The sequence below is a fragment of the Enterocloster bolteae genome (genome assembly GCF_002234575.2).
Classification (GTDB): Bacteria; Bacillota; Clostridia; order Lachnospirales; family Lachnospiraceae; genus Enterocloster; species Enterocloster bolteae.
In genome coordinates this window covers 2,744,224-2,769,528 of the sequence record NZ_CP022464.2, presented here as the reverse complement: position 1 = coordinate 2,769,528, position 25,305 = coordinate 2,744,224, and the positions used below count along the sequence as shown (strand labels likewise).

General features: G+C 53.8%; 22 protein-coding genes. 3 read left to right on the top strand and 19 right to left on the bottom strand.

The window, feature by feature from the left end; all coding sequences use genetic code 11:
• Positions 1-283: 283 nt before the first annotated feature.
• On the top strand, positions 284-1,690 hold the full coding sequence (locus CGC65_RS12895; protein WP_002567293.1) for an amidophosphoribosyltransferase: 1,407 nt from the start codon (positions 284-286) through the stop codon (positions 1,688-1,690).
• Positions 1,691-1,705: 15 nt separating this feature from the next.
• Here the strand turns inward: CGC65_RS12895 and CGC65_RS12890 are convergent, their stop codons facing one another.
• The 15 genes from CGC65_RS12890 to CGC65_RS12820 form a co-directional block, all read right to left on the bottom strand.
• Positions 1,706-2,383: a precorrin-8X methylmutase gene (locus tag CGC65_RS12890; RefSeq protein ID WP_002567292.1), complete on the bottom strand. Its 678-nt coding sequence runs from the start codon at positions 2,381-2,383 to the stop codon at positions 1,706-1,708.
• Positions 2,340-4,028: a cobyric acid synthase gene (locus CGC65_RS12885; RefSeq protein WP_002567291.1), complete on the bottom strand. Its 1,689-nt coding sequence runs from the start codon at positions 4,026-4,028 to the stop codon at positions 2,340-2,342. Before CGC65_RS12885 ends, CGC65_RS12890 begins: the two co-directional genes overlap by 44 nt.
• Positions 4,001-5,125, bottom strand: coding sequence for a pyridoxal phosphate-dependent aminotransferase (locus CGC65_RS12880; protein WP_002567290.1), 1,125 nt, complete (start codon positions 5,123-5,125; stop codon positions 4,001-4,003). The genes CGC65_RS12885 and CGC65_RS12880 overlap by 28 nt, the downstream gene beginning before the upstream one ends.
• Positions 5,126-5,200: 75 nt before the next feature.
• The gene (gene cbiB, locus CGC65_RS12875) at positions 5,201-6,199 is read right to left on the bottom strand and encodes an adenosylcobinamide-phosphate synthase CbiB (protein ID WP_002567289.1); all 999 of its coding nucleotides are present in this window, start codon (positions 6,197-6,199) and stop codon (positions 5,201-5,203) included.
• 14 nt (positions 6,200-6,213) lie between these two features.
• Complete coding sequence (locus CGC65_RS12870) at positions 6,214-6,645, bottom strand: bifunctional adenosylcobinamide kinase/adenosylcobinamide-phosphate guanylyltransferase (protein ID WP_002567288.1); 432 nt, start codon at positions 6,643-6,645, stop codon at positions 6,214-6,216.
• Between the two features lie 2 nt (positions 6,646-6,647).
• Positions 6,648-7,481 (bottom strand): adenosylcobinamide-GDP ribazoletransferase, encoded by an 834-nt coding sequence (locus tag CGC65_RS12865; protein ID WP_002567287.1) that lies wholly within the window; start codon positions 7,479-7,481, stop codon positions 6,648-6,650.
• Positions 7,478-8,119 (bottom strand): bifunctional adenosylcobinamide kinase/adenosylcobinamide-phosphate guanylyltransferase, encoded by a 642-nt coding sequence (locus tag CGC65_RS12860; protein WP_002567286.1) that lies wholly within the window; start codon positions 8,117-8,119, stop codon positions 7,478-7,480. Before CGC65_RS12860 ends, CGC65_RS12865 begins: the two co-directional genes overlap by 4 nt.
• A gap of 54 nt (positions 8,120-8,173) precedes the next feature.
• The gene (cobT, locus tag CGC65_RS12855; protein WP_002567285.1) at positions 8,174-9,232 is read right to left on the bottom strand and encodes a nicotinate-nucleotide--dimethylbenzimidazole phosphoribosyltransferase; all 1,059 of its coding nucleotides are present in this window, start codon (positions 9,230-9,232) and stop codon (positions 8,174-8,176) included.
• On the bottom strand, positions 9,229-10,932 hold the full coding sequence (locus CGC65_RS12850; RefSeq protein WP_002567284.1) for a cobyrinate/hydrogenobyrinate a,c-diamide synthase: 1,704 nt from the start codon (positions 10,930-10,932) through the stop codon (positions 9,229-9,231). Before CGC65_RS12850 ends, cobT begins: the two co-directional genes overlap by 4 nt.
• The gene (locus CGC65_RS12845; RefSeq protein ID WP_002567283.1) at positions 10,917-12,236 is read right to left on the bottom strand and encodes a bifunctional cobalt-precorrin-7 (C(5))-methyltransferase/cobalt-precorrin-6B (C(15))-methyltransferase; all 1,320 of its coding nucleotides are present in this window, start codon (positions 12,234-12,236) and stop codon (positions 10,917-10,919) included. The genes CGC65_RS12850 and CGC65_RS12845 overlap by 16 nt, the downstream gene beginning before the upstream one ends.
• Positions 12,208-13,029: a precorrin-6A reductase gene (cobK, locus tag CGC65_RS12840; RefSeq protein ID WP_002567282.1), complete on the bottom strand. Its 822-nt coding sequence runs from the start codon at positions 13,027-13,029 to the stop codon at positions 12,208-12,210. Before cobK ends, CGC65_RS12845 begins: the two co-directional genes overlap by 29 nt.
• The gene (gene cobM / locus CGC65_RS12835) at positions 13,016-14,530 is read right to left on the bottom strand and encodes a precorrin-4 C(11)-methyltransferase (protein ID WP_002567281.1); all 1,515 of its coding nucleotides are present in this window, start codon (positions 14,528-14,530) and stop codon (positions 13,016-13,018) included. The genes cobK and cobM overlap by 14 nt, the downstream gene beginning before the upstream one ends.
• A 13-nt stretch (positions 14,531-14,543) precedes the next feature.
• Positions 14,544-15,791, bottom strand: a complete 1,248-nt coding sequence (cbiD, locus tag CGC65_RS12830) for a cobalt-precorrin-5B (C(1))-methyltransferase CbiD (protein WP_002567280.1) — start codon at positions 15,789-15,791, stop codon at positions 14,544-14,546.
• Between the two features lie 49 nt (positions 15,792-15,840).
• The gene (locus CGC65_RS12825) at positions 15,841-17,010 is read right to left on the bottom strand and encodes a cobalt-precorrin 5A hydrolase (protein WP_002567279.1); all 1,170 of its coding nucleotides are present in this window, start codon (positions 17,008-17,010) and stop codon (positions 15,841-15,843) included.
• A gap of 55 nt (positions 17,011-17,065) precedes the next feature.
• Positions 17,066-17,278 carry a small, acid-soluble spore protein, alpha/beta type gene (locus CGC65_RS12820; protein ID WP_002567278.1) on the bottom strand — a complete coding sequence of 71 codons (213 nt, stop codon included), beginning with the start codon at positions 17,276-17,278 and terminating at the stop codon, positions 17,066-17,068.
• A 225-nt stretch (positions 17,279-17,503) separates the two neighbouring features.
• Here CGC65_RS12820 and CGC65_RS12815 point away from each other — a divergent pair, with 225 nt between their 5' ends.
• Together CGC65_RS12815 and CGC65_RS12810 are read left to right on the top strand one after the other, a co-directional pair.
• Positions 17,504-18,235, top strand: coding sequence for a LytR/AlgR family response regulator transcription factor (locus CGC65_RS12815; RefSeq protein ID WP_002567277.1), 732 nt, complete (start codon positions 17,504-17,506; stop codon positions 18,233-18,235).
• Complete coding sequence (locus tag CGC65_RS12810; protein ID WP_002567276.1) at positions 18,232-19,575, top strand: sensor histidine kinase; 1,344 nt, start codon at positions 18,232-18,234, stop codon at positions 19,573-19,575. The genes CGC65_RS12815 and CGC65_RS12810 overlap by 4 nt, the downstream gene beginning before the upstream one ends.
• A gap of 153 nt (positions 19,576-19,728) precedes the next feature.
• On the opposite strand, the gene CGC65_RS12805 is transcribed toward CGC65_RS12810, so the two are convergent.
• From CGC65_RS12805 to pap, 4 genes are all read right to left on the bottom strand, one after another.
• Entirely contained in the window at positions 19,729-21,720 is a 1,992-nt protein-coding gene (locus CGC65_RS12805; RefSeq protein WP_002567275.1) for a bifunctional 4-hydroxy-3-methylbut-2-enyl diphosphate reductase/30S ribosomal protein S1, read from the bottom strand.
• A gap of 2 nt (positions 21,721-21,722) precedes the next feature.
• The gene (gene cmk / locus CGC65_RS12800) at positions 21,723-22,400 is read right to left on the bottom strand and encodes a (d)CMP kinase (RefSeq protein ID WP_002567274.1); all 678 of its coding nucleotides are present in this window, start codon (positions 22,398-22,400) and stop codon (positions 21,723-21,725) included.
• A gap of 125 nt (positions 22,401-22,525) precedes the next feature.
• Positions 22,526-23,767 (bottom strand): BaiN/RdsA family NAD(P)/FAD-dependent oxidoreductase, encoded by a 1,242-nt coding sequence (locus CGC65_RS12795; RefSeq protein WP_002567273.1) that lies wholly within the window; start codon positions 23,765-23,767, stop codon positions 22,526-22,528.
• On the bottom strand, positions 23,764-25,266 hold the full coding sequence (pap, locus tag CGC65_RS12790) for a polyphosphate:AMP phosphotransferase (protein WP_002567272.1): 1,503 nt from the start codon (positions 25,264-25,266) through the stop codon (positions 23,764-23,766). Before pap ends, CGC65_RS12795 begins: the two co-directional genes overlap by 4 nt.
• Between the last annotated feature and the right edge of the window lie 39 nt (positions 25,267-25,305).

Here is a 25,305-nt window from a genome sequence, read left to right as displayed (position 1 = left end):
GCCTCCTCATTTCCGGATCATAACTGAAAGCTCCAGAAAATTCATCACAAGTTTTATCACAAGTATACCTCAAATGCATGGAATTGTCATCCCGGCGCGCAAGTGAATATTCACCGGAAGGCCCCTCCGGGCATGCTTATAGTTTCTCATAAGTATAAATAATATATCAATCATATTGTCCTGTACTACTAATATATGTTATGATAAGTCCGTAACCGGCAGACAGAGCCGCAATCAACTGTGATAACATAAAACAAACACATAGATAAAAGAGGTATGACATATGGGCGGAATATTTGGTGTTGCATCAAAAAACAGCTGTACCCTGGACTTATTTTTCGGAGTGGATTACCACTCCCATCTGGGGACTAAGAGAGGCGGAATGGCCGTATACGGCAGCCAGGGCTTTACGAGGTCCATCCACAATATAGAAAATACCCCCTTCCGTACGAAGTTTGACGGGGATTTGGACGAGCTGGAAGGAACATTGGGAATCGGATGTATTTCCGACAACGAACCCCAGCCCCTTCTGATACAGTCCCATCTGGGCAGCTTTGCCATAACCACAGTGGGTAAAATCAACAACGAGGCGGAGCTGGTGGCATCAGCCTACGAAAACGGCCATATCCATTTCATGGAAATGAGCCATGGGCGTATCAATGCTACGGAGCTGGTGGCTGCCCTTATCAACCAGAAATCCACCTTGGTGGAAGGGCTTCTCTATGCCCAGGAAAAAATAGAGGGATCCATGTCCATCCTGCTGCTGACTCCGGAAGGAATCTATGCGTCCAGAGATAAATTCGGAAGGACCCCCATTGTCATCGGGCACAAGGATGATGCCTACTGCGCCTCCTTTGAAAGCTTTGCTTACATCAATCTGGGATATACGGACTACAAAGAACTGGGGCCCGGTGAGATCGTATATATGACGCCTGAAAGCGTGGAGACGGTCAGCCCTCCCAGGGAAGAAATGAAGATATGCTCCTTCCTGTGGGTATACTACGGATACCCTACATCCAGTTACGAGGGAATCAATGTGGAGAGCATGCGCTACGAGTGCGGAAAGCTGCTGGCAAAGAGGGATGACGCGCAGCCCGAGGTGGTTGCGGGCATTCCCGACTCAGGCATCGCCCACGCCATCGGGTATGCCAATGAATCCGGCATTCCGTTTGCCCGTCCCTTCATCAAGTACACCCCCACATGGCCGCGCTCCTTCATGCCCCAGAACCAGGGCCAGAGAAATCTGATCGCCCGCATGAAGCTGATTCCTGTGGACGCGCTGATCCGCGGCAAAAAGCTGCTGCTCATCGACGACTCTATCGTGCGGGGCACCCAGCTGGGTGAGACAACGGAATTCCTGTACCAGAGCGGCGCAAAGGAAGTGCATATACGCCCGGCCTGCCCTCCTCTTATGTTCGGATGCCCCTACCTCAACTTCTCCCGTTCCACCTCAGAGCTGGATCTGATTACCAGACGCATCATACGGGACAGAGAGGGCGACAATGTGTCCCGGGATGTGCTAAACACTTACACAGACCCGGACAGCGCCAATTACAAGGAGATGATTGAGGAAATCCGCAAGCGCCTGGGATTCACCACCCTGCGTTACCACAGGCTGGATGACCTGGTAAAGTCCATCGGAATCTCCCCCTGCAAGCTCTGCACCTACTGCTGGAGCGGCCGGAAATAGACCGGAGCGTGTGTATTAAGTACTTTCTGCAACGCCCTGCACCGGAATCTGGTATAACAGCGCGTTACAGATGGCGGCGGCAACATTGCTGCCGCCTTTTCTTCCCCTTGCCACAATATACGGCGTATCCTCCAGGGTCAGAATCAGTTCCTTGGACTGGACCACATTCACGAATCCCACCGGCACTCCGATGACAAGGGCAGGGGCGGCCAGTCCTTCTTCTATAAGCTCATATATGCGGACCAGGGCCGTGGGCGCATTGCCCACGGCAAAAATCAGCGGACGCCCCTTCAGCCCGTAGAGCCTGGCCGCCTTCTCCATGCTGGCCACAGCTCTGGTGGTGCCCTGTTCCTTTGCCTGCAGGGCCACATCCTCATCTGCCATAAAACAGAAGGCTTCCCCGCCCAGGGCGGACAGCCCTTTTTTATTGATCCCGGACAGCCCCATATTGGTATCCGTGACAATGACAGCTCCTGCTTTTAAGGCCTCTGTTCCTCTTTTCACTGCCTGACCGGAAAATACCAGGTTTTGTGCATAGTCAAAATCCGCCGTGGTGTGGATGGCCCTCTTGATAACCATTTCATTTTCAGGCTCCAGATAAATCCCCCGTAAGGACAGTTCCTCCTGTATGATCTCAAAACTGCGCCTCTCAATGTCTCCCGGCAGTACCTGTTCCAACTGTATATCCGTCATCCGGCTTCTCCTCTCCTTTTCCTTTTTGGCTGATGCCCATTTTTCCTTTTTGGCTGATGCCCATGATTCTGTACACGGCAGCCATGTCCAGATTCTCCCTGAGCTCTTCTGCGAGCTTGTCATACTGCTGCTGTCTGTACGTGCGGTAATCCATATCCGCCGCCTGTTCCAGGCAGAGGCCCTTTGCAGCGGCCAGGGCCTCTGCCACTGTCCTGGCGATTCCGGGGCTGTCAAAGATTCCGTGTACATAGGTGCCGTAGATATTTCCCCTGTTCCACCCGTCCATTCTGGCCTTTCTGGATAAAAGCCTGTCCTTTCCCGTTTCCATCACATAGTCCATGGGGCGGCATATTTCCGGTTCCCTGCGCCAGGAAACGATTCTGGCTGTATCCGCAGCCCCCTCTTCCCGGTCAATGTACGTGCGGCCCATGTGGATTTCATATCCCTCAATGGATTTTCCGGACAACCCGCCAAGGCAGCCGTCCAGCTGGCCGAACGCGCCTTCCACCTGGGTCCTTATCTTTTCTTTCTCAAACTCCGTTTTAAGGGGAAGAAGGCCCATTCCGGATGTCCGTGAAGGGAGGTCCGACTCCACCCCTTTTTCGTCCACCAGCACCTCTCCCATCATCTGGTAGCCGCCGCAGATTCCCCACACCGGCACCTGACGGTCCGCCAGCTTAAGGATTGCCGCCTCCAGACCGTTCTGACGCATCCACAGCAGGTCATGAATGGTATTCTTGGTGCCGGGAAGGATGACCATGTCGGGGGTTCCAAGGTCACAAGCCCTTGTCACATAGCGCAGCGACACCCCGGGGATTCCTGAAAACACATTAAAATCCGTAAAATTAGAGATGCGCGGAAAGCGGATCACAGCCAAATCCACCGCAGCAGGTGCTTTGCCTTTTCCTGTCTCCAGGCGGCTGCTCAGGCTGTCCTCATCCTCGATATCCACATCCATATAGGGTATCACCCCCACCACCGGTATACCGCACAGATCCTCCAGCATGGAAATCCCGGGAGCCAGTATGGACCTGTCGCCTCTGAATTTGTTGATGATTAATCCCTTTACCCGCTTTCTCTCCTCCTCTGCCAGCAGGGCCACCGTACCGTAGAGCTGTGCAAAGACACCTCCCCTGTCAATGTCCCCCACCAGAAGCACCGGGGCGTCCGCCATGTCCGCCATGCCCATGTTCACGATATCATCGGTTTTCAGGTTAATCTCGGCCGGGCTTCCGGCGCCCTCTATGACAATGACATCGTACTGCTCCTCCAGCCGCCGGTAGGAGGCCATAATATCCGGCACCAGGGATTTCTTACAGGCAAAATAATCCCTGGCCTTCATATTGCCCCTGGAAATTCCATGGACGATAACCTGGCTTCCCACATCTGTGGTGGGTTTTAAAAGAATGGGATTCATATCCGCATTAGGGACAATTCCCGCCGCCTCCGCCTGTACGGCCTGGGCCCGTCCCATCTCCAGCCCTTCCGGAGTTATGTAGGAATTAAGGGCCATGTTCTGGGATTTAAAAGGCGCTGTCCTGTAGCCGTCCTGGTGAAAAATACGGCACAGCCCGGCTGCCAGGATGCTCTTTCCCGCATTGGACATGGTTCCCTGAATCATGATTGACTTTGTATGTTGGGACATGGTTTCCTCCTCTCAAGCACCCGGGCCATTTCCCGGATGAGCTGTTCATTGTCCTGCCTCAGCTTAACACAGATACGGTAAAAGGATGAGTCCAGCCCCGGATAATTGGCACAGCTGCGGATCAGGATGCGCCGGCCCAGCAGCTCCTGGTAAAGCCGGCCTTTTTCCAGGATTCCGTCCTCTTCCCGGTCCCGAAAGAACAGATAATTGGCCTGGGATGGATATACCTGAAAGCCCAGGTCATGGAGGGCGGCAGAAAGCCTCTCCCGCTCACCCTTAAGCACCGCTCTGGTGTGCTCCGCAAAATCCGTCTCTCCAAGGGCCGCCACGCCGGCGCACTGGGCCGGGCCGGACACGGACCAGGGCTGGCGTACTGCCTGAAGCCGCTCCAGAAGGCCGCTGTCGCTGCAAAGGCCGTAGCCCAGCCGCAGCCCGGCCATGGCATACAGCTTTGTAAATGCCTTAAGGACAAACAGATGCGTAAACCGGGCCAGGTCAGGTATGACAGAATATAATTCTGAATTATCCAGAAAATCGCAGAAGCATTCATCCACTGCCAGGTAAGCCCCCAGCCGCTCACAAGTATCTGCCAGCTGCTTAACCTCTTCCTTTTTAACGGGTATCCCCGTGGGATTGTTGGGATTGCAGAGGAACACCACATCGTAGGGCTCGCCCCTCTCTGCCGCCGCCCGGACACAGCCGCACATCCCTGCCGCGTCCAGAGCAAACCCCCTGTCTTCCCTGAGATAATAATAGTCGGTCCTGCATCCCACCGACCTCAATGCCTGCTCATACTCGGAAAAGGCGGGAGCTGTCACCAGCCCGCGTACAGGGCGCAGCGCAGCTGCCAGTCCGAATATCAAATCAGCTGCCCCGTTGCCGCAGATAATCCATTTATCCTCCACCCCGTGATGCCTGCCCAGGGCCTGTCTCAGCCTTTCACACCGGCTGTCCGGGTACAGGCTGCATACCTCCCTCTCCAGGCAGTCCCTCAGAGCCTGCCTGACCGCCTCCGGCATGCCGAGGGGATTGATATTGGCAGAATAATCCATCTGTATGTCCTGGCTGTATATGTCACCGCCGTGTTGATATTCCATAATAACCTCCATATATCTTTTTTACAGCTATCCTTTTCTACCCCCGCCGGCTGTTTTGGCAAAACCAGAATGGTATCACAAAATCATAATAAGCACAGCCAGACCAAGGACCATCATCCCCTCCGCAAAAAACATAAGACGGTTGGCACGCCTTATGTCCGCCGGTTGGATTTGCCTGTCATCATCCCCGATATACGGCTTTTTATGAAGAGTTCCGAAGTACCAGGCGTCACCGGCCAGGCGGAGATGAAGGGCGCCTGCACAGGCGGCCTCGCCGTGGGCGGAATTAGGGCTGGCATGGCGTTTCCTGTCCCGAAGGAACACCTTAAAGGCATGAGCCCCGTCCATGCCCGGCAGAACCCATGCCCCCAGAACCATAAGGATTCCGGTCAGCCTGGCCGGCGCCAGATTAAGCAGGTCGTCCAGCCTGGCTGCACAGCGGCCGAAGTACATGTATCTGTCATTTTTGTATCCCACCATGGAATCCATGGTGTTGACGGCCTTGTACAGCGTGCCTCCTGCCGGCCCTAGAAGTGCCATGAACAAAAAGGGGGCAATGACACCGTCAGAGGCATTTTCAGCCACGGTCTCCACGGCTGCCCTGGCGATTCCGCCCTCATCCAGCGCTGCGGTATCCCTTCCCACAATCATGGATACATTATATCTGGCCTCCTCGGTGCTGCCTTCCTCCAGGCTGCGGCACACCTTCATGCTTTCTGTATACAGTCCCCTGGCTGCCAGCATGAGACTGCACAGGAACCCCTCTGCCAGAAGAAGAACCGCCCAGGCCCCGGACAGCCATAGATGCTCTGCCCCGTGAACGATTGCCCATGGAACACACCACCATATGATACACATGAATACAGCGAGGATGACCCCTGCCCGGGACTGCCCTTTCCTTCCCGTCCCCTCTGTCCATTTTCTGAGCCGTGATTCCGTCCCTGCAATCATGGTTCCCATAAGGCGCACCGGATGGGGAAGCCATATGGGGTCTCCTATGATCCAGTCAATCACACATCCCGCCAACAATGCCGCACCGTGAAATTTCCATATATCCAGCCACGTAATGTCCATGTCTACCTTCCTCGTTATTTAATCCGTATCCCTGTCCCGCAGCACACCCGCCACACTTCATCCGCCTCCCCGGCAATCCGGCAGCAGAGCCGCCCTGTCTCCTCCCGGTACAGGCGTTCAAAGGCATCTGCAGGCACGATGCCGCAGCCTATCTCATCTGTCACCAAAACACGGTCCTTTGGTCCGGCCAGCAGCTCCTCCAGAAGCTGTTCAAGAATCTGGTCCATGGCCGGTCCCTTCTGTTCACGGAAGGAAGGGCCTGCACTCCCCTCCATTACCCGCCTGACAAAGAGCTGGAAATCACGGCAGAACCTGCCGTCCATAAATTCCTCCCAGGAGGCCTCTGCTCCCTCTGTCCAGACAGCTCCATCTGCATTCTGTTCCCCCAGGTACTGTCTGACAAACACCCTCTTGCCCTGGAAGCTTCCTCCTGTCACCAAGATCATTCCTACATTCCTCCCATCAAGCCCGCTTTTAAAAGGACTGCGGCCGCTGCCAGGCCGGCCAGTTCGCAAACCTGCAAAAAGCATCCGGCTAAATCTCCTGTCACCCCGCCAAACTGTTTCACGGACATCCTGTAATACCATATGAACACAGCCAGATGGGTCATAAGCAGGACTCCTGCCAGCATGCCTGCCCCGTGGCATCCCACCTTAGCGGCTGCCACACCTGCTGCCAGGCAAATAAGCATCCACAGAAGCAGCACCAGGGAATCCGTCCTTTTCCTGGCTGCCCCGCCAAATCCGGCTGCCAGTCCCTTCTTCTTGGCCTGGGGAAACGTGACCACGGAGAGGCCGCTGAAGGCCCGCTCCATCACAAACACAAGACAGGGAACCGCATAAAGAAAATATCTGTCCCCCCTGTCCTCCCTCAGGACAAGGGACAGGTATTCATGGAAAACGCCCAGATAAAGCATCATATAAACGCCGAAGGAAATGACTGCAAAGGCTCCCAGATGGGGGTCTTTTAAAATTTCCAGCTTTCTGCTTCTGTCGCCATAGGAATGAATGGCATCCATGGTATCCAGAAAACCGTCCATGTGAATTCCTCCGGTTACCAGCAGGGGAATGGCTGCCCCTGTAAGAGCCGCAGCACCCACGGACAGATTCAGCACATCCAGGGCAAAATGGAGCCAAAGGCCCAGGGCCGCTCCCTGGACAATCCCCACCAGAGGAAAAAAGCACATGACATAGCGCATGCGGTCTTCACTCCACTCCACGTTGGGCATAGGTATCTTGGAATACATGGAAATTGCTATGATGCAGGAATAAAGTCCGTTCATTCTCCCTGACACTCCCTTCTTTTAAAGTCAGCCCCAATTGCTGCCGGTCCCAGGGCGGAGGGCTTTAAGGGCACGGGAATGCCGTAAACCACCTCCACCACCCGGTCCGCGGCAGATGCCAGCTTCTGATTCAGGCAGCCCATGAGACGGATATACTCCATTGTCTCAGGTTCGTAACAGATTCCATCCCGATCCACTTCATTGGTGACAATCACCATATCCTGAACCTGTCCGGCCAGGGAAATGATATCCTCCGCAATCTTATGGGACAGACATTGGATTGGACCGCCCTGATGCTCTCCTGCTTCCGTTTTCCCTGTCCCCTCCTTAAACATCTCATTGGCCGCCAGGTTGGATACGCACTCCAGCAAAAGAGCACGGCCGGTCCGGGATAAGGGGCTTAAACCGGTCTCATACTCTCCAACCATCACTTCTCCCACATTCCGGGGCTTTTCTATGGTGATGAATCCCTTTCCCTTTCGGAGCACACGGTGGCGCTCCACCTTATCCCGTCCCTCTTTTCCATATGCAATCATGGTAGCCACATAAAAACGGCGGGAACAGGGGGAGTCCAGAATAAGCCCTTCCGCGTATTCTGATTTTCCGCTGCCGCTTCCGCCTGTCACCAGAGTAATCATTCCAGGTCTCCTATTATCGTGTCGTCATGTTCATCCAAATTCCTTACATTCCAATTACAGAAGATGCTCATACGCATCCACATGGATGTCATCAAAGCTGCTCATCTGCGTGTACACAGCCGCCGCCATATCCAAAAGCGGAAACAGGGCCGCTGCGCCGGTGCCCTCCCCCAGACACATTCCCGCAGAAATAGCAGGTTTAAGGCCAAGAGCATCCAGAACCATTGCCCCGGCAGGCTCGGCTGAAACGTGGGAGGCCAGCAGATATCCTTTTACATCCGGGCTGATTCTGACGGCCGCCAGAGCGGCTGCCCCTGTTATGAGTCCGTCCAGCACCACCGGCAGGCCGCAGGCCGCGCATCCAATGTAAAAGCCCGTCAGGGCCGCCAAATCCAGTCCGCCCACTTTGGACAGCGCGTCCACCGGGTCCTCCCCGGACGGCTTGCGGATACGGATGCCTTCCCTTATGACCTGCACCTTGCGGTTGTAGCCGGCAGTGGTCAGACCAGCCCCCCGGCCCGTCACCAGTTCCGGGTCCATATTAAGAAGCACGGAAAGCAGGGCGCTGCTGGTAGTGGTATTGCCGATTCCCATTTCCCCGGAGCCAGCCAGCACATATCCCCTTTCCTTCAGTTCCATGGCCATATCTGCACCTGCCTCCATGGCCCTCACTGTCTCCTCCATGGTCATGGCAGGTTCCTCCAGGAAATCCTTTGTCCCATATGCCACTTTCCGGTTCACCACGCCGGGAACCGCGTCGCGGCAGGCCATACCCACATCCACAGGAATCACGTCGGCCCCTGCCTGGCGGGCCATGAGGCATACACACGAATTTCCCCGGGCCATATTCCCCGCCACAATGGCGGTAACCTCCTGCCCTGTCTGGGTCACCCCTTCCTTTACAACGCCATTATCCCCACACATGACCACAATAGCCCTGGGACGCAGGCTGACTGCCAGGCTGCCGGAAGCAGCGGCAATGCGTATGATATCCTCCTCCAGGACTCCCAGGCTTCCCAGAGGTTTGGCCACCTGGTCCCAGCGCTGCTTTGCCTGCTGCCTGAGTGCCTGGCTGGCTGGCTTAATGCTGTTCATCGCTTCCTTCAATGTCATAGCTCATGTTCCTCTCCGTCATGTTCTTGTCCGTTACGCTCTTGTCTGTCATGTTTCCGGTCATGTCTCTGTCCGTATTCCACGCACTGTCCGGCAAACCGTCGGACCAGTCCGGGGCAGGAAGGATAATAGAGGTGGGGGAATCCTGCCATCACCTGTTTTGCTGTTCTCATACAGGGCCAGCTGCGGCCGCCCTTTGGCTTGGCAGCCGTCATACAAAATTCATCCTCCCCGCAATCGCAGTCCCAGTAATGAAATTCATGGCCTTTTATCTCCTCCCCTTCCCGGAGATAGGGAAGGCAGCGGTTGGGCCCCAGGGTTATGTATCCAAACCTGCCGGTTTTCCCGGCCCTGTATCCGTGGCCCTTCAAGACCCCTGCCATGGGATAAACCGTTCCGTCGGCTCCCTCCAGACTGTCCAGCAGATAGAGGTATCCCCCGCACTCTGCCAGAATGGGCATCCCGGACGCGGCAGCCGCAGCCACCGAATCCCGCATGGTCCTGTTCGCCGCCAGGGCCTCCCCGTGATTTTCAGGATAACCGCCTCCTAAAATCAGCCCGTCCAGCCCATCCGGCAGTTTCTCCTGATGGAGCAGACTAAAATACACAAGCCGGGCCCCAGCCTGTTCCATAGCCCTCAGGTTGTCCTCATAATAAAAACAGAATGCCTCATCCCTGGCAATCCCCAGGCGGAAATGCGGTATGTTTCCCGGCTCGTTTCCCAGCTTGTTTCCCGTCTTAATTCCCGCTACATTCCCCGTTTGCTGCCCGGCTCCTGCTTCTTCCCGGACCGGTACCTCCCTGTCCCGTCCGCCTGCCTCAGCAGCAATCTTCAATAGCGGTTCCCACTCCAAATTTTCATCCATCCGGTCTGCCAGCTGTTCCAGCTGCTCCCTGATTCCATCTATCTCATCCGGAAGCACCAGTCCCAGATGACGGCTTCCCACATGAAGGAAGTTCAGTTCAGGTAAATATCCAATGACCGGAATCCGAAACAATTCCTCCACCATAGGTTTTATACGGTTATATATCATGGGGGACATGCGGTTGAAAAAGATTCCCCTTATGTTGTTATTTTTTTTACCCTTGCTCTCATGGCAGTCTGTGTTTCCGCAAACACACCCATGCAGTCCGTTGGATGTATGAGATTTTTTCTCACGATAATTTTCCTCATTCTCTTTCCATCTTCTCTTCCTGCATCCTTCGTATTGCATGCCAGCCGCACATTCAGCATCACAGTCAGTTTTATTGTGAGTTTTTTCCTCGTCTTTTCCCTCCAGCATGGCATCATACTCCAAAAATCCCTGAATCAATGCCATCAGCGATAAGCTGGCTCCTCTTCCATCCACCACCAGAATGGCAGGCAGACCAAGAATACTTCCAATCTCAAAAGAACTCCCCTGAACAGACACGCCCCCAAGGCCGTCAAAATATCCCATGACCCCTTCCGCCACTACAAAATGGCGTTCCATGCCCCGGGACAGCTTCTGTCTCATATGTGTCCCGGTCTCAAAAAAGCTGTCCAGGTTTCCATTTTCCACTCCCAGAACCCTGCGGTGGAACAGGCCGTCAATGTAGTCCGGTCCGCACTTAAACGCAGCCGGATTATATCCCTTCCTCTTAAGGAGGGTCAGCAGGCCGCAGGTTACCATCGTCTTCCCGCTGCCGCTTCCCGGAGCCGCTATCATAACTCCTGCCATTGTATCTCTCCCTCATCGTCTTTTGGGTCCTGCATAACCGCCACATACACCGGATTCTGCGCTTTTGGCATATGGTAGCTTCCCACTGTATCCACAGGAGCTGCCCATACCTGGGTTATCTCTCCTGTGGCGAATCCGAATTCCTTCATACACGCCAAAATTTCACCAACAGTCTCCAGTGTAATGGCATTAGCCACAATTCTCACATGGGGATTGGCGTCAAGGAGAGCTGCCACGATTTCACGCATGTGACCTCCGCTTCCTCCAATGAATGCATGAGTGGGAGGTTCCAGCCCCTTCATAGCCTCAGGCGCCTCGCCTTCCACAATGTGAAATCCCATCCAGCTTCCGTGGAACTTCTGGCAGTTGGATTCAATCAGCTGCAGGGCTTCCCGGTTCCGCTCAATGGCATACACCTGGCCGCTGCCGCCCCACTTGCGTATCTCCATTCCCATCTCCACCGCCACAGAGCCGGTGCCGGCCCCGATATCATAACACACGGCCTGGGAGCCGATACACAGCTTATCCAGTGATATCCTCCGTACCTCCTTTTTGGTCATAGGCACCTGCCCCCTGATATAGTCCTCATCCTGGGGGCCGGGCTGCGGATAAAGCTGTCCTTCCGCTGCCTCTGTATTCTCCACCAAAACACAAGCCAGACTGCCAAAGGGAAGGCGCTCATCCTCCATCAGAAGCTCAGCAGGCGTCATCTGCCAGGCAATGCGTTCGTCCTCGTATGAAAAATTTTCTCCTGCCCATAAAGTCACGCTGCTCATTCCGCTGCTGACCAGCTGACGGCACAAATCCGGCACGCTACCGGCTCCGCCCAGCAGAATAAAACAGCTCTTGAAGCTGCGGATATAGGCCACCACATCACAATCCCTTCCATGGCTGCTGACCGGATGGACATTCTGCCAGCTCTTTCCCAACCTGGCGCAGAAATAGGACAGGCTGGATACACCCGGAACAAATTCCACATCCCATCCTTCCCGCAAAAATGCCTTGGCCGCCGCCTCAGCTCCGCTGTAAAAGCCCGTATCTCCTGACAGCACCAGGGCTGCCTCGTCCCACCGGAAGCTGCCCAGCCACTGTACCATCTCACTGGGCTTATAGGCTGAAAATACCCGTTTCTTATCGGTGTACGCGCTGACGCTGTCCAGCATCCGGTCCGCCCCCATCACTACCTGGGCCGCCTCCAGGCAATCCATTGCCCGGCCCGTCAACTGGTCCTCGCCCCCCATTCCTATGCCCACCAGATATACAATTGGCCTTAAATCATCCATATATGCTTCCTTTCTTTTCATGGTCCATCCACTCCTTTAGCTGTCCCTTTATATCATCCAGGGATATGCCTTCCCCGCTGCCCGGCCGGTCAATCACCACTGCCGCTGCCCCGGCCCTGTGGGCTGCCTTTATCTTTTCTGAAAAGCCTCCTGCTGCGCCCCCATCCTTGGTCACCAGATACGCACATCCGTATTCCCTGAGCTGTACCAGATTCATTTCCTCTGAAAATGGTCCCTGCATGGCAATGATATGGCGGCCCTCAAAGCCCAGACTCCTGCACTGGGCCACGGCCTCCGCCGAGGGCAGGATCCTGGCATACACTCTCTGATCATAATCCCTTATCCTTGTGTAGATAGCCAGCTCCTTGCTGCCTGTGGTCACCAGAATATTTCCCTCCACAGAGGACAGCCATGCAGCGGCTGCCTCCACATCCGGCATATGGATGACTCCCGGCCGGTTGTCCCCGGCCCCCGGTTCACGCAGGCACCTTAAAAGCCGCAGGCCCTTTCGTTTGGAACAGGCCATTTTTATGTTCTGGGTTACTGCCACCGCATATGGATGGGTGGCGTCAATGACCAGTTCCGGCCGCAGTTCATCAAACATACGTTCCATTTCCGTGACATCCAGGCGCCCCTGGCGTATCTCCATACATCCGTTCTCGTCCGGCCTGCTTATATCCTCCAGCAAATCCCTTCCATATCCGGTAGCCACGCAGATTACAAAGGGCTGGTCAAGCTCCTGAAGATATTCCGCCAGCAGCCTTCCCTCCGTGGTCCCGGCAAACAGTATGACACTCTTCTTAATTTCCTTCATACCTGTAACCTCTGGGCGTTACCATATAGGGGCCAATCTGCCTGGTATGGGAATTGCCGATATAAACCGTGGTAAACATGTCCACCCGGCGATCCTTCAGCTCCTCCAGGGTCAGGACCTCCATTTCTTCCCCTTCCCTGCCAATGTTCACAGCCAGCCCGCATACGGTATCCTCTGCCCTGTACTTTAGAATCCGGCTGCACGCCTGCCGGAAAAAATCAGGCCGTCCCTTGCTGGCCGGATTGTACAGGCATATGACAAAATCAGCCTGGGCCGCTGCCTCTACCCGGTTCCATATGTCTTCCAGGGGTGTGAGCCGGTCGCTTAAGCTGATGACAGCAAAATCGTGCATCAGCGGTGCTCCCAAAACAGCTGCCCCTGCGCAGGCAGCCGTAATTCCCGGCACAATCCTGACTCTGACGCCGGGGTACTGCTGAGCCAGCTCCAGTATAAGGCCCGCCATTCCATAGACCCCCGCGTCCCCGCTGCAAATCATGGCTGTATTCTTTCCCTCCATGCAGCATTCAAACGCCTTCCGGCACCGTTCCTCTTCCCTGGTCATGGCGGTGGTCAGGAACTCCTTCTGGGGGAACAATCCCCTTACCAGGTCCACATAGACCGTATAACCGGCTATGACCTGGCACCGGCCCATCACTTCCAGCGCCTGTCCTGTCATCTGCTTTTTTTCTCCGGGTCCCATTCCCACCACATAGAGTGTTCCCGGCTCCAGTTTCCCCGGGACGATTTCCCGGCCCGCACGAAATCCAGTGGTAAAGGCGGGGTCGTAAAGCTTTGAGCGCTCATAACCTGTCTGGGCCACAGTATTCCCCACCACAATAAGGGCGGTCTTATGGATGCCCTCCCTGTCTGCTGTCTCCTCTAATGTGGCTACCGTACACCGGACCACCTTCTCATCCGGCCAGGTCGCCTTATATACAATGGCTGCGGGGGTATCTCCCGGATATCCGCCCTTTACCAGCTCCTCTGACAGCTCTCCCGTCATGCCTGCGCTCAGGAATATCACCATGGTGCTGCCGTGGGCAGCAAATTTCCCTATGGATTCACGCTCCGGCACCGGTGTTCTCCCGGCCATTCTGGTTATTACCACACTCTGGCTGATACCGGGCAGGGTATATTCCATTCCAAGGGCTGCGGCGGCTCCGCAGAAAGAACTGACCCCGGGACATATGTCATATTTTATCCCCCTGGCGTCCAGTCCGTCCATCTGTTCCCGTATGGCACCGTAGAGGCAGGGATCCCCGGTATGAAGGCGCACCGTTGTAAGACCGTCCCGTTCCGCCTGTTCCATCACTTCCATAACCTGCTCCAGGTCCATGGAGGCACTGTCATAAATCCTTGCATCCTGCCTGGCCCAGCCCAGAAGATCACGGCTGACCAGGGAACCCGCATAGATGACCACATCTGCCTCTGACAAAAGTTTCTGTCCGCGGACCGTAATCAAATCAACCGCCCCCGGACCTGCTCCTACTATATGTATCATCTTGCTCCGCCTTTCATCTATTTCTTAATCTGTTCGTAAAGTACAATAACATATCATCTGCGCCGGTGGTTGCCCCAAGTATCCCGCGCTCATTGGTAAATACAATAACCTCTGCCCTCAGACGTCCGCCGGCCCGCCGTTTCACATGCTGCTCCAGCCGCGCCATCACCCGCTTCATCACCTGCTCACGCAGGCCGTCCTCTGTCTCTAAAAGGCGCAGCCCCTCGTCCACGGTCACTGCTTCCATAATCTGTTCCACCAGCTCTCTTTTTGCGCCGCAGGCAGCTCCGTGGGCTGCCAGGATTTCCATTCTCCCGTCTGCCCAGGAGGAATGGGTATTCATAATACCGGCTGCCAGCTTGATTAACTTTCCTCCATGGCCAATAAGCAGCATGGACTCAGCCCCCTCTTCCACCGCCATGTCAATGGTACTGCCTATGAAATTGCTGCATTTCACGGCCTGCCCAAGGCCAAGGCCAAGTACAGTGCCCACAAAGCTCTCACCGTAATTTCCCGGTGTCACCAGAAGGTTCTTCTCCCCTTTTCGGATCCTCTGTCTCAGTTCCAGCCGGATGGTATCAAGGAGGGCTGTCTCGCTCATGGGCTCCACCATTCCGCTGGTCCCCAGTATGGATATACCTCCCTGGATTCCCAAACGGCTGTTAAAGGTCTTATCCGCCACCTTCAGGGCTTCCGGCACACGGATTTCAATGGAAAGCACTCCCTTAAAACCAGATTCCCGGCACACACCGGCCACCTGTTCAAATATCATCTGCCTGGGGACCGGGTTAATGGCAGCTTTTCCCACTTCGCAGCTCAAACCGCACTGGGTTACCCTTCCCACTCCCACTCCTCCGGATAAAATCAGCCGCAATCCGTCTTTCTCATACACATAATCCCCACAGGCATTTCTGTCATCTCCGGCCTCTGTGTTATCTCCGGCCTCTCTCGCATCTCCGGCGCCGCCGCTGTCCGCATCCGGCAGCCGGACCTGTGAATACACCATAAGCCCGTCCGTCACATCCGGGTCGTCACCTGCATCCTTTCTGACACCGCAGCAGACACAGTTCTCCCCCGTCTCCATTTCCTCCACCTCCAGGTCCAGCCGGACTCCCTTTGGCGTTGTCAGGGACACCTGCTCCATTCTCCTGCCCCGCAACAACATAACGGCAGCTGCCAAGGAAGCCGCTGCCGCACAAGTACCTGTGGTGTATCCCCATCTCAATTTTTTCTGATTCTTATAGATGTACGAATCTCCCATAGTCTCACCTGCTGTCCAACATCTGACTTTTAAACTATGGAAAAGTATATCATATCCAACTGCATTTCTCAATGTCTAATTTCCCTGCAACCGGCTCTATGGCTGCCGCCACCGTCACCCCTTTTCCGGCCTGCTTATGTATTAAAAGTCTTCCTCCCCTGGCTGTACAGGACCTTTCGCAGACATTGCCCACACCCACTGCGGATCTTACAAAATCAGATTCCTGAAACTCTCCTTCCACAGCCAGCAGCTCCCTGGATGTAAATGTACGCAGCTCCCACCCGTACCTGCGGGCCAGCCTGGTTACCGCCTCTTCCCCTGCCTTTATGTCTATGGTGGATAATGCCTTTACCGCCGCCGGGTCAATGCCTCCTCTTTCCAGCGCTTCCAGGACACAGCCTTCCAGGATATCCGGCGGGGTTCCCTTCCTGCATCCCACCCCTACCACTGCCACCTTTGGAACCAGGCGGAGAAAGACCGCTTCCCTGTCCGGAGAATGGGAGGGCCTTTCACTGTTTCGGAATGTGATCCATATGTTATGCCTGCACACGCTGTTCATACATATATTATGCCTGCATATGCCCTCAGTACCATCCCCAACGTTCTCTGCTCCTCTGCCTGAACTCCCGTTTTTTGTGGTTCCGGCTCCAGACGCGCCCTCCGCCCTGCGGCACTCCGAATCGCAGAAAAATCCCACCTTCCCGCCATCCAGCAGCCAGGCAGAAATTTCTTTGGCCTTTTTTCTGTCTGTTATACAAAGGCCCCTTCGGGCCGCAAAGACATCCACCGCAAAGATGCCATTGATATCCGTGGCAGTGGTTATGACCGGTATTCCCTGAAGCCAGCACGCCATTCTTTCAGCCAGCTCATTTGCACCTCCCACATGTCCTGACAGCAGGGGGATGCAGAAATGCCCGGCTTCGTCAACCGCCACCACAGGGGGATCTGTCATCTTATCCCGGACAAAGGGCGCAATGGCCCTGACTGCAATGCCGGCCGCCCCGATAAACACCAGCGCCCTCTTCTGTCCAAACATGGATCCGGTCCATTCCGAAAGGGACTTGTCCTGAGGCTTGATTCCCTCCGCCTCCCATTCCGGCTTCCAGAAGCGCTGCGGCACATATCCCGTGCACTCTGTCCCTGTATCCCTGAACCGGCGGCACAGAAGGCGGCATATTGCAGTGCCTCTTGCCGTAAAACAAATCATACCTATCTTCATTCCCGTCTCCTTTGTATTATTCCTGATTACAGATATAAAACAGTATATCGGAAAATTATTCCTGCTGCAATGCCTCTTTCTTAAGTTCCCGTTTGCGCTTTGTGATAAGGCCTCCTATCTTGCCGCTTTCCTTGGCTGTCAGGCTCCTCCATCCTCCCTCCATGACCTTTGCGTCCAACCCCAGTTCCTGGGCAATCTCAAATTTAAGCTGGTCCTGCGCACTCAGATTATGAGGATCAAATGCCTCATTCTTCTTAGACTTTCCCATGTAGGTTCTTGCTCCTTTCTTGCTGATACAAATTAAGTACAAATGGATTATACCCAGGCAGGGGCCTGCCTATACCGCGCTTACAACTTATTCCAATTGCCCTTGCAATTTAATTTGTTGTATATTATACTGAACCTATATGGATTGTTTCATAACGTACCGTTACAGGATAATTTATAAACCTTTTGTTACCCTGTAACCATACATAAAGAAAGGAAGGGCACCGTGAACATTGCAGTCATCGACGACTCGATAGATGAGGCCCGTCAGTTAGCCGGCTTTATATCCACCTATTGCTCCGACACACATACCTGCCAGCAGACGACCATCTTCAATACCGCCGCCGACTTCCTTCGCTGCTGGCAAAGAGGCAGCTTTGACCTTATATTCATAGATATTTTTCTCCGGAATGAGACCTCCGGTATCAGAATCGCTGAAAGGGTCCGCAGGGATGATGATTCCTGTACCATCGTGTTCACCACCAGCAGCACCGATTTTGCCCTGAAGGGATATGAGGTCCGTGCGCTGGATTACATGGTAAAGCCTATCCGCTACGACAAGTTCAGCCAGACCATGGAGTATTTTTTGTCTGTATCCCGCAGGAAGCAGAGTCATTATATAGAGGTAAAGGAAAGCCGCATCATGCAGAAGATTCCCATTGACTCTATCCTTTACACCGATTATTCAAACCACTACATACAAATCCATCTTCCAGATAAGACGGTCCGCACTTACATGCGGTTTGAAGATTTTTCCGGTATGCTCCTTATATACTCCCAGTTCATATGCTGCTACCGGAATTGCATCATCAATATGGACAAGGTTTTTTCTATGGAGAAATCAGAGTTCATTTTGACAACCGGAGAGCATCTGCCTATTACCAGGACCATGCGGTCGCAGATTCACCAGCAGTATGCAGATTACCAGTTCTCCAAGTTAAACGGAGGCATAGGATGAGCTTTGCACAGATACAGCTGATAAGTGTGATTTTGGCCGAAATCATATTCATTATCGTTCCCTTTTTGGCGGTATTCCGAAGGGAATGGCGGTACTCTATGTCAAAAACTACAGGTATTCTTATGGGATACCTGTTTTTTGTATACTTTTTAGGCCTTACATGCTTCAGCCCTTTCCTGTCCCGGCCCTGGCTGGAGCTGGCGTGGTCCTGCACCACCATGACCACCAACATACTTGTCTGTAAATGGATGGTGCGCACAGACTGGCCTGTGAATATCTATTCCCTTTTCCTTTTTAAGAACTTCACGGATACCGCCGGATACTGCGCGGACCTGTCCAATGCCTCTGCTTCCCTTAATAAGAGCAGTTCCCTTATCACAGGAGACAAATTATTAAGCAATCTTATTTTTCTGTTTCTCATGGTCTGGGTGGCCTATTACATCCTGCACAAATATCTGACCAAAGCAGTGGAATACACACGGCTTCTTCCGGTCTGGAAATATCTGGCCGCCATCCCGGTGCTCTTTTTCATCATGTTCCGCCTGGCATCCCGTTCACTGGCACCCGCACGTATGCTTCAGCATCATCCTGACATGATTTTTTTTGCTGTCTGCTGGTTTGCCTGTATCTACACGGTCCACTATGTGAGTCTGAGGATTCTGTCCCGGCTGTCTGAAAGCTATGCGGCCAAGGAGCAGTATCGGACTACCCGGCTGCTGGCCAGTGTCCAGAAATCCCAGATGGCCACGCTCCAGTATAATCTGGAACAATTCAAAAAAGCGCGCCACGATTACCGCCATCATCTCATCACGCTCAAGGGGCTTTTGGAGCAGAAGGAGACAGAGTTTGCCCTGGAATACATAAATGACTATCTGGGCACCTATGCAACCCTGGACACCACCCAGTACTGTCAGAATCCTTCCTCCAACGCGCTGCTCAATTACTACATACAAACAGCCCAGTCCCAGGGTATCGCAGTAAACTCCTCCATTTGCCTGCCTCAGAGCCTTCCTGTGCCGGAGATAGACTTCTGCACTATCCTGGGCAACCTTCTCTCCAATGCAGTGGAGGCATGCCAAAGGCAGACCCAGGGAACGCCCTCCATCACCATCAACATCGGACAGGCCGGCGAATCCATGATTGCCCTGTCCATACAGAACACCTATTCCCATCTCATACGTATGAAGGACGGACGTTTTCTTTCATCCAAACGGGAGGACATGGGCACCGGTACTACCTCTGTGCGTTATCTGGTGGAACGGTATCACGGCATACTGAAATTCGATTACAGCAACGGAATATTCGAGGCATCCCTGCTTCTGAACCCAGCCATGAAATAGACGCTCCGGCCTGCCAGACCAGCGCTTTTCTTTTTTGTTCCAGTATAGCACGGAACCATGCATCCTCACAAGCCGTTCTGGAGACAAACAGCATTTAAGCAAAAAAACCGGTTATGGGCCAAAGCCCATAACCAGTCCTCATGAATTCAAATCTTATTCTTCTGTGTACTGTGACATGGCATCAATGTCCACGTCAGCCACATCCGCATCCTGTGCAGCAGGTGCCAGCATAGCCTTGATGCTTAAGCTGATCTTGTGGTCAGCCTCGTTAAAGTCTACCACTCTTGCCTCAATCTCCTGGCCAATTCTTAAAACATCAGCAGGCTTTTCAACATGCTCCCTGGAAATCTGAGAAACATGAAGCAGTGCGTCCACACCTGGCTCCAGCTCAACAAACGCGCCGAAATCAGTCATACGTGCCACACGGCCGTATACCACGTTGCCAACCGCATACTTGTCAGCTGCGTTGACCCATGGATTAGCCTCCGGGAACTTAAGGCTCAGGGCAATTTTCTCTCCCTGGATATCCTTAATCAGTACCCTTACCTGATCCCCTGCCTTGAATACCTTCTTAGGATTCTCAACACGGCCCCAGCTCATCTCGGAAATATGAAGAAGTCCGTCTGCACCGCCCAAATCAATGAATGCGCCGAAGTCGGTTACGTTCTTAACGGTTCCGTCAACGGTATCGCCTGGCTGGATTCTTGCGAACAGTTCTTCTTTCAGCTTCGCCTTCTGTGCAACCAGAAGCTGTTTCCTGTCGCCGATGATTCTTCTTCTCTTAGGATTGAATTCTGTGATAACAAAATCAATATCCTGTCCTGCATACTTGGACAGGTCCTTCTCATAGCTGTCAGATACAAGGCTGGCCGGGATAAATACCCTTGCGCCCTCAACCTCAACGCTTAAACCGCCGTCTAATACCTGTGCTACCTTTGCTGTCAGAACCTCCTGGTTCTCAAATGCCTCTTCCAGACGCTTATTGCCTCTGTCAGCTGCCATACGCTTATAGGATAAGGAAACCATGCCTACGCCGTCATTAAGCTTAATGACCTTGGCCTCCATCTCTTCACCAATCTGTACTTTTGTGGTCAAATCCACGTTGCTGTCGTTGCTGTATTCGTCACGGGTGATAACTCCCTCGGACTTATTACCTGCAATACTCAGTATTATCTCATCTTTGCTGACTTCGATGACCTGACCGGTGACTATCTCTCCTGTACGTATTGGTTTGGTTGATTCTTCCTCTTCCTTTAATAACTCTGCAAAACTCTGCTCTGCCATTCTGGTATGAACCTCCTCAATAATTTTTCTTGGGGTGGATGCCCCAGCTGTAATACCTACGCTGCGCACAGAAGATACACTGTCAGGATCTAAATCGCCGAGTGTCTGAATGTAAAAGGTGTCTTTACACTCCTTGAGGCATATCTCGTAAAGCTTCTGGGTGTTGGAAGAATGCCTGCCGCCAATCACAATCATAGCGTCCACCTGCGAAGCAATTCTTGCTGCCTCCACTTGTCTTTCCTGTGTTGCATTGCAAATCGTATTTAAAACACTACTATCATAACCCTTTTTTAAAAATTTTTCAACTAATTCTTTAAATTTGTTGTAATTAAATGTCGTTTGGGACACGATACATAACTTTCGGCCCTCGGGCAGACGGTAGTTATCTACCCCCTCCCCATCCATTATAACCGTAGTATGTTCGTTCCCCCATCCCTTAATTCCTTCCACCTCCGGATGGTCCGGGCTTCCGATGATTACCACCGCCTCCCCGGCCGCGCTGTGCTCCGCAACAATGCGGTGGATTTTCTTTACAAAGGGACAGGTGGCATCCACCACAGCCACATTCCTCTCCTTCAATATCTCATAAACATGCCTGCTGACGCCGTGGGAGCGGATGATGACCGTTCCCTGGTTTCTTGGAAGGGCCCTCAGCTCCTCCTCTGTCTCCAGGACCATGACCCCCTTATCCGACAAATCCCTGACCACTTCCTCATTGTGGATAATGGGACCGTAGGTGTAGATGGGGCCGGATGCCTTTTTGTTCTTCACGGCTTCTATCTGTTCATAGACCTGGTCCACTGCCCGTTCCACGCCAAAACAGAAGCCGGCGCTCTTTGCAACTGTAACTTTCCTGTCCATGGTTATCCCTCATACCCCCGCTCCCTGGCTATGCGTATGATGGAGTCCACCACCTGTTCGATGGTCATGTGGGAGGAATCCAGGAGCACAGCGTCCTCTGCCTGCCTTAAAGGCGAGTTCTCCCGGTGCATGTCCCGGTAATCCCTCTCCTCTATGTCCTTCTCAATCTCCCTGATATCGCAGGCTGTTCCCTTTTCCTCCAGTTCCCTGAACCGGCGTCTGGCGCGGATTTCCACGGAAGCAGTCAGATAAATCTTAGCCGGCGCGTCCGGCAGCACGCAGGTGCCGATATCCCGGCCGTCCATGATTACATCTGCCTCCCTGGCCAGCTGCTTCTGGAGCTGGACCAGTTTCTCCCTGACCGGCCTGTACACAGAGGTGGCGGAAGCCATGCGCCCCACCTCCTCTGACCGGATCAGTCCCGATACATCCTCTCCGTTTAAAATAACCTGCTGGACTCCGTCCGCATAGCGGATGGTAACCTCCACCTGGCCGCAGGCCCCGGCTATGGCCTCCTCATCCTCCGGCGATATACCCTGCCTGATAAAATACAGGGCCATGGAACGGTACATGGCTCCCGTATCCACATATACAAACCCCAGCCTTTTGGCAGCCAGCTTTGCGATGGTGCTTTTGCCGGCGCCGGCCGGACCATCAATGGCAATATTGAAATACTCCATGTGTTGCATTCTCTCCTGTCCTGTTTTCATGTGAATTGATTGTACTCATATGATTTTATTAAACTCATGTAACTATATGGTACTCATGTATTCCGCCCTGCGGGCAGCCTCCGCTGTTCCCGGCGCTATGACGACGCAGCCTTTCCGGCCGCCCAGCCCGTAGACCAGGCAATCTGAAGGTTAAAGCCGCCGGTCACCGCGTCTAAATCCAGTATCTCCCCTGCAAAATACAGGCCCTGAATCTTCTTGGACTCCATGGTGGATGGATTTACGTCCTTTACCGATATGCCGCCCTGGGTTATGATAGCTTCCTTATAGCCTCTGAGGCCGGTCAGGGTAAACTCCAGGGCCTTGGTTGCCTCTGCCAGTCCGCGCCGTTCCTCCCTGGTGATCTCATTCACCTTCTTATCCGGGTCCACGCTGCTGCGGTCAATGATAACCGGAATCAGCTTTGACGGATAGAGGTGGTTCAGGGCATTCTTAAACTGCTTGTTCCTGCTGTCGGAAAAATCCCTGAGGATGCGCTCGTCCAGCTGCTCCCATGACAAGGCCGGCTTCAGGTCAATCACCAGGCGCAGAGGCCTCTTCCTTATGGCCTTGGCGCAGAAGGAGCTGGCGCTTAGGAGCACAGGGCCGCTGACCCCGAAATGGGTGAACAGCATTTCCCCAAACTCCCGGTACAGCTCCTTTTTTCCGTCATAGACAGCTGCCTCTATATTTTTAAGGGAAAGGCCCTGCAGCTCCTTGACCGTCTCTGTCTCCTTCACCTCAAAGGGAACCAGGGCCGGTGAAAGCTCCGTAAGTCTGTGGCCGCTGTCCGCAGCCCATTTAAGACCGTCCCCGGTGGAGCCGGTGGTGGGATAGGACAGACCTCCGGTAGCTACGATAACACGGTCGGCTGTCTGTATCCTGCCGCCGCACCGTACCCCCTTGCACACGCCCTCCTCCACCGCCAGTCCCTCCGCCTTCTGATTCAGGCACACCCTGACTCCTGCCTGCCTTAAAAGGGCGGACAGGGCGCTGATGACGTCTGACGACTTGTCGGACTGGGGAAATACCCGGTTTCCCCGCTCCACCTTCAGGCGAAGCCCTGCCTGTTCCAGCAAATCCATCATGTCCTGGTTTGTAAAACCGTAAAAACTGCTGTACAGGAATTTGGAATTGCTCACCACGGAGCCCAGCAGCTCCTCCATATCGCAGGCATTGGTCACATTGCACCGGCCTTTGCCTGTGATAAACAGCTTTTTGCCCGGCTTTTCGTTCTGCTCCCACAGCTCCACGGCAGCGCCTTCCCTGGCGGCAGCTATGGCGGCCAGCATACCGGCCGCCCCTGCGCCAATTACAATTACATGGTTCGTCTCACTCATTTGTCTGTCTTTACTTCCTTTACTTTCTTTTCCAGGGCATCCACCACAGTCTGGAGGACCTTTACCCTGGCATATCGTTTGTCATTGCCCTCCACCACAATCCATGGGGCGTAGGTGGTGGAAGTACGTATGAGCATCTCGTTGACCGCTTCCTCATACTGGTCCCATTTCTCACGGTTGCGCCAGTCCTCATCCGTAATCTTCCACTGCTTGGCAGGATTGGCCTGACGCTCCCTGAATCTGCGCTCCTGCTCATCCTTGTCAATGTGGAGCCAGAATTTAAGAACCACTGCTCCGGCATTGGCCATATGGGATTCCATCTCGTTGATTTCCTGGTAGGCCCGTCTCCACTCGGCCTCCGAACAGAATCCTTCAATCCGCTCCACCATGACCCTTCCATACCAGGTGCGGTCAAAGATGGCGATATGGCCTGCCTTTGGCACACTGTTCCAGAACCGCCACAGATAGTGGTGGACCTTCTCAATGTCATTGGGAGCCGCTGTTGGATTCACCCTGTAGCCCCTGGGATCCAGATTGCTGGTCAGACGTTTGATGGCTCCGCCCTTGCCTCCGGCATCCCATCCCTCAAAACCGATGACAACCGGAATTCTGAGGCGGTAAAGTTCGCTGTGAAGCTCTGCCAGTCGCTTCTGAAGCTTTTTCAGCCGGGTCTTATACTCCTCCTCCGTAAGGCTCTTTGAGAGGTCGATTCCGGACAGCACGCCGTTTTTAAACCGCTCCCTGGTCTTGGATTCCTGCCTTTGCGCCGTTTTTTCGTCTTCCGGCCTGCGGTGCTCCAACTCATACTCCAGGCGGTCCATAACCGTGCTGACGATTTTAAGGGCAGCATAATCCTTGTCCACTGCTTCTATGATGACCCAGGGAGCATAGTCTGTATCCGTTTTCTCCAGCATCTCCTCATTCATCTTCAGATAACGGTCAAAGTCCTTATTCCTGTTCCAGTCCTCCTCCGTCACCCGCCAGGAGGTCTCCTTGGACCCCTCCAGCTTCTTAAAACGTTTCTTCTGCTCATCCTTGTCGATATACAGGAAAAACTTCATGATGACAGTACCGTCATCACACAGCTGTTTTTCAAAGGACAGAATATCCTGGTACGCATCCCCAAGCTTGTCCTCCCGCGTAAGACCGTCAAAACGGTCCACCTGGACACTGCGGTACCAGGAGCGGTCAAAGACAGCGATCCTGCCCTTTGCAGGCGTCTTTGTCCAATAGCGCCACAGGAAGGGCCGCATCTGCTCGTCCTCCGTGGGGCGGTCGCAGGCATAAACGTCAAAGCCCCTGGGATCCAGGGCCTGTATGAGCCGGTTAATCTGTACTCCCTTGCCGGCGGCTCCCATTCCCTCAAACACCAGAATGACCGGAATGCCTGCATCCTTACACTCCCTCTGCAAAAGCCCCAGCTTCTCTTCCGCCTCGTCCATGACCCTGCGGTAAGTCTTCTTGTCAACTTTTTTACTTAAATCAATCTTTTCAAGCATTTGGACCCCTCCTTCTCTTCTTGTTTACTATTTTATCCA

Bases quoted from the DNA above. Each gene is read 5' to 3' on its own strand.
- CGC65_RS12860 (WP_002567286.1), bottom strand. From the start codon at position 8,119: ATGATTACTCTGGTGACAGGCGGAAGCGGCAGCGGAAAATCAGAATAC.
- cobT (WP_002567285.1), bottom strand. From the start codon at position 9,232: ATGACATTGAAGGAAGCGATGAACAGCATTAAGCCAGCCAGCCAGGCA.
- CGC65_RS12890 (WP_002567292.1), bottom strand. From the start codon at position 2,383: ATGACGGATATACAGTTGGAACAGGTACTGCCGGGAGACATTGAGAGG.
- CGC65_RS12895 (WP_002567293.1), top strand. From the start codon at position 284: ATGGGCGGAATATTTGGTGTTGCATCAAAAAACAGCTGTACCCTGGAC.
- CGC65_RS12845 (WP_002567283.1), bottom strand. From the start codon at position 12,236: ATGAAAAGAAAGGAAGCATATATGGATGATTTAAGGCCAATTGTATAT.
- CGC65_RS12820 (WP_002567278.1), bottom strand. From the start codon at position 17,278: ATGGGAAAGTCTAAGAAGAATGAGGCATTTGATCCTCATAATCTGAGT.
- cmk (WP_002567274.1), bottom strand. From the start codon at position 22,400: ATGGAGTATTTCAATATTGCCATTGATGGTCCGGCCGGCGCCGGCAAA.
- pap (WP_002567272.1), bottom strand. From the start codon at position 25,266: ATGCTTGAAAAGATTGATTTAAGTAAAAAAGTTGACAAGAAGACTTAC.
- cbiD (WP_002567280.1), bottom strand. From the start codon at position 15,791: ATGGGAGATTCGTACATCTATAAGAATCAGAAAAAATTGAGATGGGGA.
- cobM (WP_002567281.1), bottom strand. From the start codon at position 14,530: ATGATACATATAGTAGGAGCAGGTCCGGGGGCGGTTGATTTGATTACG.
- cbiB (WP_002567289.1), bottom strand. From the start codon at position 6,199: ATGGACATTACGTGGCTGGATATATGGAAATTTCACGGTGCGGCATTG.
- CGC65_RS12865 (WP_002567287.1), bottom strand. From the start codon at position 7,481: ATGAACGGACTTTATTCCTGCATCATAGCAATTTCCATGTATTCCAAG.
- CGC65_RS12880 (WP_002567290.1), bottom strand. From the start codon at position 5,125: ATGGAATATCAACACGGCGGTGACATATACAGCCAGGACATACAGATG.
- CGC65_RS12805 (WP_002567275.1), bottom strand. From the start codon at position 21,720: ATGGACAGGAAAGTTACAGTTGCAAAGAGCGCCGGCTTCTGTTTTGGC.
- CGC65_RS12825 (WP_002567279.1), bottom strand. From the start codon at position 17,010: ATGAAGATAGGTATGATTTGTTTTACGGCAAGAGGCACTGCAATATGC.
- CGC65_RS12795 (WP_002567273.1), bottom strand. From the start codon at position 23,767: ATGAGTGAGACGAACCATGTAATTGTAATTGGCGCAGGGGCGGCCGGT.
- cobK (WP_002567282.1), bottom strand. From the start codon at position 13,029: ATGAAGGAAATTAAGAAGAGTGTCATACTGTTTGCCGGGACCACGGAG.
- CGC65_RS12810 (WP_002567276.1), top strand. From the start codon at position 18,232: ATGAGCTTTGCACAGATACAGCTGATAAGTGTGATTTTGGCCGAAATC.
- CGC65_RS12885 (WP_002567291.1), bottom strand. From the start codon at position 4,028: ATGTCCCAACATACAAAGTCAATCATGATTCAGGGAACCATGTCCAAT.
- CGC65_RS12870 (WP_002567288.1), bottom strand. From the start codon at position 6,645: ATGATCTTGGTGACAGGAGGAAGCTTCCAGGGCAAGAGGGTGTTTGTC.
- CGC65_RS12850 (WP_002567284.1), bottom strand. From the start codon at position 10,932: ATGGCAGGAGTTATGATAGCGGCTCCGGGAAGCGGCAGCGGGAAGACG.